The 14978-nt window shown below is 33.1% G+C and carries 19 protein-coding genes; 4 read left to right on the top strand and 15 right to left on the bottom strand.

Annotated elements, in window-relative coordinates:
• Nucleotides 1-148: 148 nt before the first annotated feature.
• The 5 genes from AC3IPL_RS00265 to AC3IPL_RS00245 form a co-directional block, all read right to left on the bottom strand.
• Nucleotides 149-1408 (bottom strand): Y-family DNA polymerase, encoded by a 1260-nt coding sequence (locus AC3IPL_RS00265; protein WP_489241081.1) that lies wholly within the window; start codon nucleotides 1406-1408, stop codon nucleotides 149-151.
• 285 nt (nucleotides 1409-1693) lie between these two features.
• Nucleotides 1694-2242: a GNAT family N-acetyltransferase gene (locus tag AC3IPL_RS00260; protein WP_489241080.1), complete on the bottom strand. Its 549-nt coding sequence runs from the start codon at nucleotides 2240-2242 to the stop codon at nucleotides 1694-1696.
• A 15-nt stretch (nucleotides 2243-2257) separates the two neighbouring features.
• Nucleotides 2258-2572 carry a PH domain-containing protein gene (locus tag AC3IPL_RS00255; RefSeq protein ID WP_489241079.1) on the bottom strand — a complete coding sequence of 105 codons (315 nt, stop codon included), beginning with the start codon at nucleotides 2570-2572 and terminating at the stop codon, nucleotides 2258-2260.
• Between the two features lie 98 nt (nucleotides 2573-2670).
• Nucleotides 2671-3216, bottom strand: a complete 546-nt coding sequence (locus AC3IPL_RS00250; protein WP_489241078.1) for a hypothetical protein — start codon at nucleotides 3214-3216, stop codon at nucleotides 2671-2673.
• A 216-nt stretch (nucleotides 3217-3432) separates the two neighbouring features.
• Nucleotides 3433-3660 carry an SDR family oxidoreductase gene (locus AC3IPL_RS00245; RefSeq protein ID WP_489241077.1) on the bottom strand — a complete coding sequence of 76 codons (228 nt, stop codon included), beginning with the start codon at nucleotides 3658-3660 and terminating at the stop codon, nucleotides 3433-3435.
• Between the two features lie 472 nt (nucleotides 3661-4132).
• On the opposite strand from AC3IPL_RS00245, the gene AC3IPL_RS00240 reads away from it, so the two are divergent.
• Nucleotides 4133-4663, top strand: coding sequence for an NADPH-dependent FMN reductase (locus AC3IPL_RS00240; RefSeq protein ID WP_489241076.1), 531 nt, complete (start codon nucleotides 4133-4135; stop codon nucleotides 4661-4663).
• A gap of 243 nt (nucleotides 4664-4906) precedes the next feature.
• On the opposite strand, the gene AC3IPL_RS00235 is transcribed toward AC3IPL_RS00240, so the two are convergent.
• The 5 genes from AC3IPL_RS00235 to AC3IPL_RS00215 form a co-directional block, all read right to left on the bottom strand.
• Complete coding sequence (locus AC3IPL_RS00235; RefSeq protein ID WP_489241075.1) at nucleotides 4907-5485, bottom strand: Fic/DOC family protein; 579 nt, start codon at nucleotides 5483-5485, stop codon at nucleotides 4907-4909.
• Nucleotides 5485-5643, bottom strand: a complete 159-nt coding sequence (locus AC3IPL_RS00230; protein ID WP_165980688.1) for a hypothetical protein — start codon at nucleotides 5641-5643, stop codon at nucleotides 5485-5487. Before AC3IPL_RS00230 ends, AC3IPL_RS00235 begins: the two co-directional genes overlap by 1 nt.
• A gap of 330 nt (nucleotides 5644-5973) precedes the next feature.
• A complete protein-coding gene (locus AC3IPL_RS00225) occupies nucleotides 5974-6168 on the bottom strand; it encodes an HIT domain-containing protein (RefSeq protein WP_489242216.1) in 195 nt (64 codons plus the stop codon).
• Between the two features lie 194 nt (nucleotides 6169-6362).
• Nucleotides 6363-7556 carry an MFS transporter gene (locus AC3IPL_RS00220; protein WP_489241074.1) on the bottom strand — a complete coding sequence of 398 codons (1194 nt, stop codon included), beginning with the start codon at nucleotides 7554-7556 and terminating at the stop codon, nucleotides 6363-6365.
• Nucleotides 7557-7641: 85 nt separating this feature from the next.
• Nucleotides 7642-8217: a winged helix-turn-helix domain-containing protein gene (locus AC3IPL_RS00215; RefSeq protein WP_489241073.1), complete on the bottom strand. Its 576-nt coding sequence runs from the start codon at nucleotides 8215-8217 to the stop codon at nucleotides 7642-7644.
• A gap of 283 nt (nucleotides 8218-8500) precedes the next feature.
• Here AC3IPL_RS00215 and AC3IPL_RS00210 point away from each other — a divergent pair, with 283 nt between their 5' ends.
• The gene (locus AC3IPL_RS00210) at nucleotides 8501-9046 is read left to right on the top strand and encodes a histidine phosphatase family protein (RefSeq protein ID WP_489241072.1); all 546 of its coding nucleotides are present in this window, start codon (nucleotides 8501-8503) and stop codon (nucleotides 9044-9046) included.
• Between the two features lie 62 nt (nucleotides 9047-9108).
• Entirely contained in the window at nucleotides 9109-9384 is a 276-nt protein-coding gene (locus AC3IPL_RS00205) for a hypothetical protein (protein ID WP_489241071.1), read from the top strand.
• A gap of 64 nt (nucleotides 9385-9448) precedes the next feature.
• Here the strand turns inward: AC3IPL_RS00205 and AC3IPL_RS00200 are convergent, their stop codons facing one another.
• The 3 genes from AC3IPL_RS00200 to AC3IPL_RS00190 all read right to left on the bottom strand — a co-directional run bounded on the left by AC3IPL_RS00200 (nucleotide 9449) and on the right by AC3IPL_RS00190 (nucleotide 11983).
• Entirely contained in the window at nucleotides 9449-10003 is a 555-nt protein-coding gene (locus AC3IPL_RS00200; protein ID WP_489241070.1) for a histidine phosphatase family protein, read from the bottom strand.
• Nucleotides 10004-10135: 132 nt separating this feature from the next.
• Entirely contained in the window at nucleotides 10136-10360 is a 225-nt protein-coding gene (locus AC3IPL_RS00195; protein WP_489241069.1) for a transposase, read from the bottom strand.
• 378 nt (nucleotides 10361-10738) lie between these two features.
• On the bottom strand, nucleotides 10739-11983 hold the full coding sequence (locus AC3IPL_RS00190; RefSeq protein ID WP_489241068.1) for an MFS transporter: 1245 nt from the start codon (nucleotides 11981-11983) through the stop codon (nucleotides 10739-10741).
• A 93-nt stretch (nucleotides 11984-12076) separates the two neighbouring features.
• Here AC3IPL_RS00190 and AC3IPL_RS00185 point away from each other — a divergent pair, with 93 nt between their 5' ends.
• On the top strand, nucleotides 12077-13693 hold the full coding sequence (locus AC3IPL_RS00185; RefSeq protein WP_489241067.1) for an ABC transporter substrate-binding protein: 1617 nt from the start codon (nucleotides 12077-12079) through the stop codon (nucleotides 13691-13693).
• A 284-nt stretch (nucleotides 13694-13977) separates the two neighbouring features.
• On the opposite strand, the gene AC3IPL_RS00180 is transcribed toward AC3IPL_RS00185, so the two are convergent.
• Together AC3IPL_RS00180 and AC3IPL_RS00175 are read right to left on the bottom strand one after the other, a co-directional pair.
• Entirely contained in the window at nucleotides 13978-14334 is a 357-nt protein-coding gene (locus tag AC3IPL_RS00180) for a hypothetical protein (protein ID WP_489241066.1), read from the bottom strand.
• 294 nt (nucleotides 14335-14628) lie between these two features.
• On the bottom strand, nucleotides 14629-14931 hold the full coding sequence (locus tag AC3IPL_RS00175; RefSeq protein WP_204591910.1) for a putative quinol monooxygenase: 303 nt from the start codon (nucleotides 14929-14931) through the stop codon (nucleotides 14629-14631).
• Nucleotides 14932-14978: the final 47 nt, after the last annotated feature.

Below are 14978 nucleotides of genomic sequence, written 5' to 3'. Positions count from 1 at the left end.
TAAAAATGATATTGTAAAAATGCCATCTATTTTATACTCTACTCATGTGCCTGCCACTCACATGGTCCAATACTTAGTTCTGTAAATTCCGCAGTTATTTGATTTGACATTCGTATCAGTGATTAAATTCATGAGACGTTTTTGACGGCTACGCCTTATGCCCTGCCACTAGATTCTTCCGCTGCTGTATAGTTCCACTCTCTGTTAGCGAAGAGGCTCTCATCACACTATTTTTGCCGTACTTATTTCTAATCGCATCAAGATGCTTTTCGACCATTTCTCGCTTCGCTTCTCCACGGTCTTCAAACAAACTCAACTGCCTCATCGCGCTGTCTCTTAGATTACTGAACGAGACGCTCACTGTTCTAAACATAGCATCTCTATCTGCATAGTCCTCAAGATGTTTCCATATTAACTCAACAATCTGCATGGTCGATGTAAAATAATCTTTCTTCGAAAACTGTTTTCGAATACCTCCGTAATGAGCGTATCCTATCGTAAATGATATCGTGATTGGATATAAATGCTGTTCTCTCACTCGATAAAACACTTCATCCACTTGTTCACTGATGACCGTCTTTAGTTCATAAAATTCATAATCTCTCATCAATATTTGTGATTTACCGTATGACTTACCCGATATTTTATGCGGCTTTCTTATAATACTCTCATCTATCCCATTTGCATGAAGATGTAGATCGATACCTATAATACCAAACTCCCGTTTAAGGTATTGTACCGGATAATTCGCAAGTTCTCCTATTCTAAATATGCCTTTTCTGTTCAATTTAGCCTGCATTTTTTTATTGATTCCCCACAATTTCGACAATGGTTCAATAGGCCAAAGCTTCTCAGGAACGTCATAGTATCTCCATTCAGCGATGCCGTCATCAGTAATTTTCGCTTCTAAATCCATCGATAGTTTGGCCAGCAATGGATTAGACCCAATTCCAATAGTGCTGAATACCTTTGTTTCTTGATATATTTCTGCTTGAAGCAATTGCGCAAGATGGCGTGGAGAACAGGCAAACAAATGATAAGAATGGGTAATATCCATGAAAAACTCGTCGATGCTATACTGATGAAAATCTTCCAGTGCAACATACTTGAGTGCGATAGCAGATATCTGATTAGATACTTTAACATATTTGAGCATAGAAGGATTGATGATATAAATATCAGGTCTACATGGAATTTCAAAAAGTCTGGAACCTGTTTTAATCCCCAGTGCTTTGAGTGGTGGCGTTGCAGCCAGCACGACCGAACCGGAACGTTTTGTGTCAGCTACTACAGCAAGCTTAGTGGTCTCAGGATCTAATCCTTTTTCGACACACGAAACTGATGCATAGAAACTTTTAAGGTCAATACAGAGCACATCATGATGATTACATTGATAATAGTCATACATATCATCACCTCATTTATAATACTTCAATCATAAACGAGAACATATGTTCGTGTAAAGTATAAAAATATTTTCTTCACTTGTTCTAGAGTAATTGATTAGCGCTATACTTCAAGCAGGCTACATCATAATGACCATCCCAAGCCTCGTCAAAATACATATGGATATGATGATATCGATCGCTCTTGTTGTCAATACACATCTCTTGCTGCTCAGGGACTTCCTCTTTTTTCCTCGATTTTTTTATACCGACCAGATGATGAATCATTTAATCAAAAAGCCAGCCCATTAACTGGACTGACCATCATCTTTTAATAATGAATAAAAATAAGCATCTTTATAGTCATCTCTATTGTTCAAATAACTTCTCAGCTTTCCTTCCAACATAAACCCGCTTCTCTCAGCTACTTTTTGACTCGGAATATTATCGCACTCTATTGTAAGAGTAATTCTATTAAAATTAAAGCTGTTAAAACCAAGACTGCACATACCAGCCACAGCTCTAGTCATAATTCCTTTGCCCTGCAGGTCTTCAGATAACCAGTAACCGATATCAGCAGAACGATTGGATTGATTAATATTATGAAAATCAATCATTCCGGCTACCGTCTGCTGGTAATGGATAACGAGAGTCACGGACTTTCCTGCACCGAAATTTTTCATCATTTCTTTAAAGGCGATGATCTCTTCTTCTTCGTTTTGAAGATGATCGAGCCATGGGAGAAATTCTTTCAAATAATCACGCTGTCTCTCAATTAAACGATAGACGACCGGACCATCTATTTCCGGACGAGGGAGAGCAAGCTCTATTTCATCATCAACTTTGTATGAAAGCATGTATATCCACTCCTGTTATGTCATTCTCAAATGTCTTTCATCTTTTATTTCTTCTAGATAACTAACAATCTTTAAATAATTTTCATCAGTAAAATCTGTAAATGTATACCACTCTGAACGATAATATATTTCAAATTTACTTTTTAACATGCCTTTTTTAAATCGATATGTTTCAATCTCATCAATCGGAATGCTGTGAGAATTAACGGCTGCTTCTAATAATGGATTAAAAATTATTAATTGATTCGTTGTATCTAATATTAACTCACCTGGAAAATTAACAATTCTAAAATTAAAAGTTTTTATTCTACATGCTGTTTTTATGATCATCTCGTCACCTCCAATATTTTATTTAAAGAATATATAATTAATCACAACTATCAATTAAACGAATCGTTTGTATCTTTTATATGGATACACCCACAATACTAGTAAGTTCTATAATCATTTAAATTCTCGAACACATGCATCAGTTGTTTGTTTTCATCAAAGATTTGTAATTGCAGCTGATGAGAAGGATCTGTTAATGAATTATCATTAAAGTCTGGTTGAAACGTATCATTTATAATCATTTGCTTATCCAGCACATCACTAGCAGCAGGCGTTAGTTTAAACGTTTTCGACACGCTTTTATGACTGGATTTTAATATTTCATCTGGATACAAAATATTTAAATATAGCACTGGATGATGTTTTTCTATGTAACTATTAGCACTTGGATCTATAACATATTTAATAATGTACTGCACATTGTTATTTACTGTTTTAACATTAAAATCTTTAATCATAAAGTGCGGCTGAATAAATAAGTCTTCTACTGATAATACTTTGCTAACTGCAGGAGTTTCCTCTGCTTTTTCGGCCTGCTCAGTTGTTACCTCTTCTTGTTGATTTTGTACTTCAGCATGTTCCTTATTCTCGCTGCAACCCGTTACAACTATCAGTAATATGATGATGACCACTAATCTCTTCATTAATCACCACAGCTCCATTGTTCAATTTAATAGAAATATTAAAATATTCTAATTTTTATATATAGTTACATTATAAAATGCAAAGTATATAATTGGAAGCACATCATTAATTTGATTATCATTTACTTTTATTGAAGCGCACTGACGGACGTAAAGGTCATTTAAGATATCACAGAGGAAGATGTCACTGAGTTATAATTTCAATACTCTTTTTTCTTATTCAATATATCTATTAAACCCGCCTTCGCTATTAATCAGCTGACCAGTGATCCACTGACCTTCATCACTGTGCAGGAATAATACTAAGTTGGAAATATCGTCAGGATGCCCCCAGCGTTTGTCATTGAATTGATTCGAAATCTGATGATAGACTTCACTGTTCTGATCGATGTAGCCTGTATCTGTCGGCCCTGGATTAACAACATTCACTCTAAGAACTGACACTCAATACACCTATCATCGTTATGACCGGTCTTGCAGCATTCGGTATGGTGGCTGCGTTACTCGCTGCAGTACTGCGCAAGCATAGCGACAAACGTGCAGAAATACCAGCCTAACAGAAACTCCGATTTCTCATGAAGAGAAATCGGAGTTTCTGTATATGATCAGACTGCAAAGAAACGTTAGTCTTATATTTTATATCACTGCTTGTTTACTGAAAGTTAAATATGATAACTGTTATGCACTACTTGATTATAAACATAATTTTTAATATTTCTACTTACCATATTGGATGATAGCTGACCCTTCAATCTGCACGTGCAGCACTCGTGCTATGTATCATGTTAGAAAAAAGTATCCATATCTTTTACTTATGACTAATGAATTTGTGTCATCAGTATCAATTCCTTGTTTAATGTTCTACTTTCAATTAAGGTCTAAATAAATGACAATATAAAATGCGGAAGGTGAAAAAATGAAAATAGCAGGAATCAGCGGTAACCCTTATACAGCTTCAACCAATTTAAAAGTACTTGAAAAAATCGGTGCTGAACTCGTCAATAATGGACATACATTTGAAGTGATTCATGAAGTGAAGGACTTGCCATTATTTAATCCGCAGACGGCGTATCAAAATCATTATGAGATCGTCAACCAGATGAGAAATAAAATCAACGCTGCTGACTTTGTCGTCATCGTCAGTCCGGAATATATGGGCGGCGTACCCGCTATCTTGAAGAATGCGCTGGAATGGATGTTATCTGAAGCAACATTGATGCATAAACCCGTTGCATTTGTGATACATTCACCCATCGGAACACATGCTGTTGAAGCATTGAACAGACATTTGCGTATTATGGGTGCTGACTTAAACGAAGAATGGCAGCTGCTCATTAGTTACAATAAACGTATTGAAAGAGCAGACGGATGGTTCCAGGATGAAACGGTTAATGATCAATTAAAAGCCTTAATAAAACATGTGAGTGAGTCAGAAAAGACTACATAATATAGTATTATATATGATGGTTGTCTCTAGTCTGTAATTCGTTAAAATTTAATAAAGAATGCGTGGTCTCAAGAAGAAAATAACGCATTCTTTGTAAATAACGTTTAAGATTGCATTTTTATAAAATTAAAAAAGACATGTCAATTTGACATGTCTTTCGGCTCTATCTGCGTAGTTAGACGCATCAAGGTATAGCTTCCCTTATTTTTAATAAGAATACAAATGTTGCTTATCTTCAATTATTTAATCTAACGGGAATAATGTATTTTCAAATATTACTATTAAGAGCTTTTCATCCCAACTCGATTTTCTTATAGCATCTAAATAATTTTCTCTATCTAATAAATCAGTACGCCATTCAAACCCTTTTCGCTTGGCCATTTCTCGAATGATTATTCTTATGGTTCTCCCATTACCTTCACGAAATGGATGAATCATATTCAATTCTGTTTTGAAATATGCCAATTTCTCTGCGGCAGTTTTTACATCTGAACATTCATTTTCTAACTTATATTCATCGATTAAAATATTTAAATTAGCATCAATATACTGTGGTTCACAAAATCTTGTGTTTTCTTTCATAAGACTTACATCTCTAAACTCACCAGCAAAACTATATACTCTTTCAAATAACTTTTTATGTAACAACTTAATTGAACTTATTGTTAATGGAAATAAAAATTCGTATCCTTCTTGTTCCATCAACCCTTCTGCAATATAAAAAGCAACTTTTTCAAGCTGTTCTAATTCATTCAATGTTTTAGCACCGAGTAAATTTGAATTTATAAGATATTCTTCTTGAAAATTTGTTTTATATTTCATTACTTAAATGCAATTTTACGAATCAATTCATTCGTAATTTTTTTCTTATTATTAATAACATCAAGAATCTGTTTTTGTTGTTTTTTTGTTACATCCATACCTTCAAGTGAAAGATTTTTAGCGATTTGTTTATTAACTTTTGAATCAATTGTAATCACATCATCGCCTCCTAATGGTAATATTATACCACAATCACTATCAACATATCGATAAGTTGAATTATTAATGATAAGCTTCAGTGTATCCTTTGATCTTGATATTTTTGTTGGTCATTAACCTCATTAGTTGTGATGCGCCTGAGCGTATTGTTTGAGACGAAGGTTTTTCAACTCTCTTATTTCTACCTATTTACCTACAAAAGCTTGTATAATATTCTATATCTTCTTTACTGTCTTCAAATTTGGGCCATTCCTCAATACCATCACTCTTCTTTCTAGGTATGATATGAAAATGTGGTACTGATTGATCAACTGCAATACCATTGGCATTCAATAAGTTAACTCCATCATAATGACAATTCTCAGTGAAATGTCTGGAAACTGTGCTGTATTCATTACAGCATTTAAAGTTTCAGAATCATAATCTAAAATACTCTCCATATGTTTTTTAGGAATAGCAAGGGTCTGACCATCTATATCTTCAGCAATATCTAATAATGCGAGCATACTATCATCTTCATAGATAGCACGAGCTAAGGCTTTCCTATTCCCCTAACAATCTATCTTCTATTTTACGATACTTATTTTCAAATAATTTCCATTTTCCAGGGTCAAGGTTAAAATGTATTCAGTCGAATTATTATGGTCCCATTTACTCTGATATCGTTCTGAAGAATACGGACTGCACAGGCAGTGTTTATCCGTTTTAATAGAGTATATTAATACTGAGCATCTTTGGATATGGCAATTACGTCTTTACCCCTTGACTTTCTGATCATAAAGATGAGACCAAGGATAAAAAAACCAAGCGCTGTGATATACAGGGGGACTTCAGGACTAGTAGCTTTTCCTAACCATCCGCCAAGTATAGCACCCATAGGCATTACAATAGTACAGACAGCATTAATAATAGTTCCGACTCGTGAAAGAATCTGGTTGTCTACATGAGTCTGGATATAAGTAGAAGTACTGATATTCATGATTACAAGAGGCAGTGCACACAGTCCATACATTATTGTTGATAAGTAATAATAATCAAAATGAGCTGATAGAAATATGAATAAACCGGATAGTAGAGGGGCAATAATAATTTTTAGATTGATATCTATATTTTTTAATTTAGGTGTTAGCAAAGAACCTATCGCGCCAAAGATTACTGAAGATGTAAGGAAATATCCATATGCGTGATCTCCTCCTATTTCATATGTAAAGGCAGGCAGTATAGCCTGACTCATTGCACCTGTAAAATTGGCTATCATTGCAGGGAAAGCTAACCAGATTAACCCAAATCGTTTAAAGTAATTGATGCCCTCCACTATAGATTGTTTATATTTCTTTGGACTGAAGGCACCTTGTGCTTCATGTTTATATTTCACTTTAAAGAATAATAACACTGCAAATAAAAAAGTAATAAAGTTAATGATGTAGATACTCTCGATACCTGCCGAAAGTATAATAAATACACAGACAGCTTTAGCGATAGAACTGATTAATAGATTCCCTGTTACAACTATACTGTTGAATCTAACAAGTTCTTCTTCATTCATTATAGTTGGAGAAAGAGCATGCTCGGCATTTCCTTCAAAAATTTCAAGCATACCAATGATAAAGAAACTAAAAATAAGCAAAGAGAGAGGCATTAATTCAAAATAAAACAATAGAGTAATAGTGGCCATTAATATCATTTGTGCAAATTGTGCTGTTAACATTAGGTATTTTCGATTGAAGTGATCAATAATAGGACCAGCAAATACTGAAAAGACCATAGGCAGCATTAATATTGATGATGCAAGACCAGTTATCAAAGGATCTTTCGTAACTTCAAATACATACCACATAATAGCAACAGAATAAAGAGAGTCTCCGAAATAAGAAATCAAACGGCCTATTAACAGGTAATCTTTACTTTTCACAATATCATCTCCAATTACTATTTATCATTAAAATATATTTTAACGATAAATATTAATTTGTCAATGAAATAAAAAGGCGATGAACTTATTTAGGTTCATCGTCTTCTGAGATATTTTTGCAGCTAGCAAGATAAATAGAGTAAGAAGGAAGTGTCTCATCTTCATATTTTTCTTTATAATCACTTACCAATTTTCTCATATCGGCTAGTAAATGAATCCATTCTTTATAAGGAATATTCACTTCCATACTTGAGAACGTAGCAGTATTAGGTTCATCCAATTTTTTTATTTCTTCTTTAGTTTTCCCCATATTAGCTTCGATATCATAAGCCATAGCATCAAACACTTTATTGACATTAAGCATGTTTAAAGCGACAAGTTGGTCGAAGTTTTCAGTAATAAAAGGGAAATCGAAATTAATAACTTCAGTAGCTAAATGAGCACTCGAGTAATAGTACTCAGTCATATTTTTAATCTGACGTTCTTCTGTAATTTTCAGTGCATTCACTTCTAATAATTTCTTAATAGGATAATATAAATTTGAATTTTTGACATTCAAGAGTTTGGCTAATTCTTTTGTAGTCTTTGGCTCATGCTTTGTTAATTCAACGATTTTTGAAGCTTTTTCATCAATTAATACTTTTAGAACTTCATTACTCATTATAATCACCCTTTAGTAGATTAAAAATATTTTATCATAAAAAGTAATTTAAATAACCTTCCATCTATATCGACTTTTCTCCAACTTCAATTAATTGAGTGTATTCCGGCTTAATGCTTAAAAATATCCCTTTGCACATTATTAATCTCTCCTTAAGACAGTAGTTATTGCAAGTCTTTTAAATATCAGGTTCTTCGATACTATTTATAAAAGATAGAGTATAAATGGTATAATCATTATAACATTTCTTGTGGAACGACTTTATACAATCGAGGTGATTTTCATGTCTATGATATATTTTGTCAGACATGCAGAAAGAGATACTTCTATCCAGACAGATCAGGAGGCACCGTTAACTTTGAAAGGATATGAAGATGCAGAAAAACTTAAATATTTCTTCAGAGAAAAAGGTATTAATACCATCTACAGCAGTCCCTATCTTAGAACTATCGAGACTATTAGACCTACTGCTGACAAGTTAAATTTACCTATCCAGCTAGTGGAAGATTTACATGAAAGAAATATCGGATCCTGGATCGATGATTTCCCTCGCTACTCTAAACAGCAATGGGAAGACTTCGATTATAAAAGATTGAATGGAGAGTCATTAAACGAAGTTGCTGAGCGATTGTTAATTGCTTATAAAGAGATAACTAATAATATAGAAGATGATATCATCATTTGTGGACATGGAACAGCATTTGCAGTCCTATTCCATCACCTGACAGACGGAGAATTTGGTTTTGAAGACTGGAAACGAATGACAATGCCTGATCTATACAGTTATGAGATAGAAAACAAGACGCTGAAGAATATAAAATATTTTTAACGGAGTATTAAAATGATAAATGAAACAAGAACCATCTGGCTGAATGGCGGATGATTAATCGTATGATGTTAAACAAACTTCTTCAACAATCTACAGGAATCATGATTATTCCTAAGACTGCAACAAAGGAAGATTACTTCTATGAAATAACTAAAGACATTAATTCTGCTGCAATTAAAAACTTTTTATTAGCAGCAGATAGAGAGACTCTTGAAAACAGGTTAATTGAACGTGGTGACAACGTAGGTTCATGGCCCCATCAACAAATCGATAGATGTCTTAAAGCCTTTGATCAAATAAATCTATATCACGTGATTGATACTAGTGAAAAAAATTGATGAAATCGTTTCATCTATCCTCATAGAAATTAGTTGAGAGAACTGCCTTAATCAGTTTGATTGGTCAGATTTGTTCACTTTCTATAACTACAAATTCTCCTGTCTTTATTTTATAACTTTGTTCTTTGTTGCTGTAATCTGTTCTATAGATAAGATGTTGAATAACTTCGAATACACCTGAATGTGCCACAATCATAATGGTACTTTTATTTTCATTTTCTTTTATAATTCTATTCCAACATCGCTGGATTCTTTGATAGAATTCTTTAGGGCTCTCGCCTTCTGGATATTGTTCCTCCCATTTCAAAGTATTCCAATAAAGATTCGGGAACCTTTCTTCTGCAATCTTGTTATCCATGCCAGCTAATAATCCGTTATTCACTTCTCGAAGTTGTCGACAATAACTGACATTATCTAAATTTAATATACTTCTTAATATAGCAGTAGTTTCGACTGCTCTTAGTAAATCACTACTGATTACAGCATCAAACTTTATACCTTTCAATAAATAAGCTGTCCTTTTAACTTGTTCTACACCACTCGAAGTTAACGGTTCTTTAGACCATCCACCCCTTTTGTTTAAGGTATCTTGTCCATGTCTCAGAAGATATGCTTTCATAATGCCTCTCTTTTTAACTATTCATTGATTAGTTCGATTAAATTTTGTTTAATAATACACCTAGGCATGAAAAATAAGCTCTGCTATAAGGTAAAAAATCAGCTTTAGTAAATATAATTTCTCCATCTTCAGCTACTGATTCTCTTTATGTAATCTTTTCAGTTCCTTCTCTTCATCGCTCATATTGTCATTGTGCAGAAATGATCCTGTGGACTGATGTTGTTTAATCCATTTCCCTAATGCCGAAGGCGTCAGGTCATATTCACGTATAATTTCATTTCTAGGTTTACCGTTCTCATAAAGTTTGACCATCTGTAGTTTAAACTCAGGACTGAAACTTCTTCTTTCCCGTGACATAAATAAATCGCCTACTTTCTTAGATTAACAATATCTATTCACATAGAAATTGTCCAACTAAGTGTAGACGATTCATTGAGATAAGATAAATATTGGAGATATCCTTTTTCTACTACCATCTTTTTTATCAACTACTCTTATAGCTCCGACTTCTTCATTATCACTTATAATAATATAATAGTAAGTAAAATTTTGATTAAAACGCTGTCTCATAATTTTAGTATCTTCATTTGCAGGGCTTGTCCCATAATCTTTATACTAATCTAACATCGCTTGAAATGATTCTATTTGCATACGCCATATCTTTTCCGCTGCACTGACATCAACTCTTCTTAGTTTCAAATATTTCACCCCTGATTCAAATTAATAACTACTCCGCTAACTATCTGATACCTTATCTTCATCTAGTTCGATTTGTGATTTCACAAAGAGACTCGACATATAGCAAATGGACCCAATGAATACGATGACGAACATAACACCACCCATAGCATATGGGTTTAAGTAAGCACCCATTATAATTGCAAACTTGGTCATTAAGTCCGTTGCGTTAAACCCCAGATTTGAAAATGCTCCGTATGCACCTCTTTGATCTGCCGGTATAAGGTCAAGTTCTTCAGCACTTTTAATCGGTGCATAAATGAGTTCACCAAATGTTGCGATTGTAATTGCTAGTATGATTAACCAAATGTTATTTGCAAAAGTAAGTACTGTATATCCTATACCATAAATCAATAATCCAAATATCATAATATTTTTCACTTTAAATTTTTTAATGATTTTGCCTACTAAAAAAGTAAATGTAACAACAATCAATGTATTAATGATATTAATGGTTGAAAACATTCTTACACCCGTCATTTCAAATCCATTGATATTGATTGTTTCAAAAGTTTCAGCAAGTCTCACTGCTACATAACTACTCGTCGACAATTCTGCGTACATAATACAGATAGATCCTACTACAAGTACGACATACGGCTTATTCTTTGATACTTGAATATAACTATGCATCAAATCTTTAAATACATTTTTATGTATCTTTTCTGCAATGAATGCTCTCGTTTCAGTAATAAATATAGTATATACAATTGAAATGATTAATGAGGAAAATGCTAAAATCAAAAATAACAACAATTTATAATCATGGTAGAATATTCCACCGATAGCAGCACCTAATGCTAGAGATAAATTTATTAACCAGTAGTCTAGTTGATAGACTGTTTTTCTATTTTCTTTCGTTGCAGAGTCTTGAACGATGGCTCTCAGTGCAGGTCTTCTAAACTGACCCACAATTAGATTTAATATAAAACCAATTAAAAATGGGATTATCATTTCTTTGTAGATACCAAAGGCCATAACTAATATGAAAATAACTTCTAAATAAGACATACTTACTAGTAACTTCTTTCTTGGTAATCTATCACACACATATCCTGCAATAATATTGATAACAAAGGATAGCAAAACTGTAAATGATAAGAATAACCCTGCAAACTTTTTATCGACCGCTTCCGTTAAATAAAGTGCCATAAATGGCCATACAGAACTTCCTGCAATTCTATTCACAAATGATCCCCATAGTCTGACATGAATGTTTATCGGTAATTCACGAATTTTCATTGTCAATACCCCCTCACTAATGTAAGTTTAATATAGACATTTATAAATAAAAATGGACATATTAACTAAAATGTCTACTTTTAGAGGTGATATATGGAAAAAATACTTTTAAGTCTTTATCAATTACGCCATAACTCTTTATCACAAAAAGAAATTAGTGAAATTTTAAATATTAGTCAAAAACAATTATCACGTAAACTTGATATCTGGCAATACGAAAATATCCTATCTTATAGCAGTGGAAAAGGGAGAGGAAATAAGACAACAATTAAGTGGTTTATGAATATTGAAATGCTTTATTATTCTGAAGTAAAGCGTCTCATAAGTACAGAAGATTTAGATAAAATAGTTCAGTATTTAGCTTGGGACTGGTCACCAATGATAAAACAAAAATTATTTAAGAAAATCAATCCGCAGCTCGGATTATATAAAATATCTGATAAAAAAGAAAAATTAACTATCACTAAAAAGCACAAAATATTTACAGTTCATCCTTTAGAGGCAATTGAGGCTAAAAGTGCAAGTGTCGTTGTGAGCGTATTTGATAGATTATTCATTTATAACGAAGATGAGGAATTACAATACAGACTCTCTCATCACTATGATCTTACAGATAAATATATCGATATCTACTTAAGACCTAACATACAATTTCACGATGGTACGTTATTGACTAGTCATGATGTTAAAAGATGTATCGAGATTGCCAAAGAACATATTAATACAAGAGAATTGCTAACACCAATTAATAATATTGAGATTCTTGAACCATTATCACTCAGAATTCATTATCATCAATGCCCGCATATTCTAGCATTATTAAGTTTTGTTCCACTAAGTATCTATAAAGAATCAAAAGGTAAAATTATCGGGACGGGACCGTACTATATTAAGACGGACAATGAAATTAAAACAATATTAAAACGATTTGATCAGTACTATGCTTACCGTGCTTTCATCGATAAAATAGAAATGATTTATATTCCAGATTATGAGCAAACAATCATCGGGAATCCAGAAAATAAACTCGTCACGATTGAAAAAGAAATGGGGTATTATTATCTTTGTAAATCGAGTAATAGCAATTTAAATGATGCACAAGCTAAACATATAAGAGACATATTGATGCAATATTATCGCTTCGAGTTAAATAAATATTTCAAAGTGGGAACTAAAAATCCCAGAATATTAAATCATTCAAATTATATTTACATCAATAACACACCTATTCCAACATATGATGAACCTGTTAAGATTGACTGTATTGGCAGAGAAGATATAAGAATTCAATTAATCAAATCTGTGCTTGAAGAACATAATGTACCAATATGCTTAAATTTTATCAAATTCGATTATGTTATGAAAAAGAATCAAGAACTAAATGGAGATTTCTTTTGCTTTGGTGAATATTTAGAAATACCTGAATCAATCTCTTACTATAACTTCATATTTAACGCCTCCTCACCAATATATAAATTATTGAAAGAGTATCATTGGTTTGAATCATTAAAAGCTTATTATCTTTCAACACCTTTTGAAAAATGGTCTAGAATCAATAACCTATTAGATCGATGGTTATATAAACAAGGTATTTTATTTCCTTTGTACAATAAAAACGTAATGCTGAAGTACGAAGAAAACATTCAAGGTGTAACAATAAATGAAATGGGATTCATTAATTTCCAGGATATTTGGTTGAAAAATATTTGATATGAAATGAAGGAAAGATAGTCGGACTCAATAATGTCTCACTACTTTCTTTTTTATATAATAACCTTATCACTTATGATAACTCTCAGCGTATCCTTTAATCTTGAGATTTATGAAACTCTTTAACCTCATTACTTGTGATACGATTGCCTTAACCAGTGATATTGCTAAAAAAAAAACGATATCAACAAAACGTTGATATCGTATTCTTATGCCACTGCTTAAATGTTCTTGCTTTATCATTATTCAAATATGAAGAATTGTAATTTCATCAATCATGAGCCTTACACTTTTATACTAGGTATAACATTTAACAGTGCATTTTTATTACTTTTATGCCAGTTATCTAACTCATTCTCTATATCTTGAAATATAGCTTTAAAAGCTTCCTGACTTGAATAATCAACAACAAATTCTTTTATAATATTATGGGTTTGTATATGGTTAAAATCTTCAAATACATTAGGCTTGCTGTTCATTATTGTTCTTGTTTCTTTATCTTCTACATCAATCAAAACGTGGAGTTTTGTGGGCAGTATAAACCCTTTTGATTCATAATCGCCTGCACCAATTTCATAATGAATTTTATATTTTCCCCAGCTGATATGGAAAAGCTGAAAATAAAAAGCTTTTGCCGTCACTTTTCTATATACATGAAAGCTAGTCTCTTCTCCTTCTATAGCTGGAAAAATCTTTTTTTCAACTTTATCTTTTCAATTTTGTCTGCTAAAATGTCTAACTGTTGTTCTCCATTCTTCACAACTTCAGTCAATTCTGCTGAATGCTTACTATTGAAGAGCGCCCATTCATTATTCAACTCCATCGCTCCCTCTCACTATAGGTGTTCCACTTTATATAGCTCACGCCAAAACTAATAATCAAAAAACTGCCATCCACTGTCTCTGGACAGATACGATGGCAGCGATAATATGACTTTATTTAGGAAGCTTGGAAGCAAGGACGTCAATATTTTCAATCACTGGTGGCTCTGCGAAAAGTTCAGGAGCTTTCTCCATCAATGCCGCAGCCACTTGACCAGAAAGGTGTGCTTGACGACCTGTGTCGTCCGGGAATGCGTCAAAGATGCCGAATGTCGTAGGTCCAAGTCGGATCGCAAACCATGCGATCGTTTCTGACTCCTCCTGAACTACAGGTAGGGCCCCACGTAGGAAGCTTTCAACTTCCGCTTCTTTTCCAGGTTTTGCTTCAAGTCGAACCAATAGCGCTACATTAACCATTTTTCTACCTCCTCCTCAAATTAGAAATTTCATCCATGATAAAGTCT

The organism is Macrococcus sp. GL_134 (genome assembly GCF_057834705.1).
Note: the sequence above shows the minus strand (reverse complement) of the source record. Positions and strands in the feature narration are given on the sequence as shown.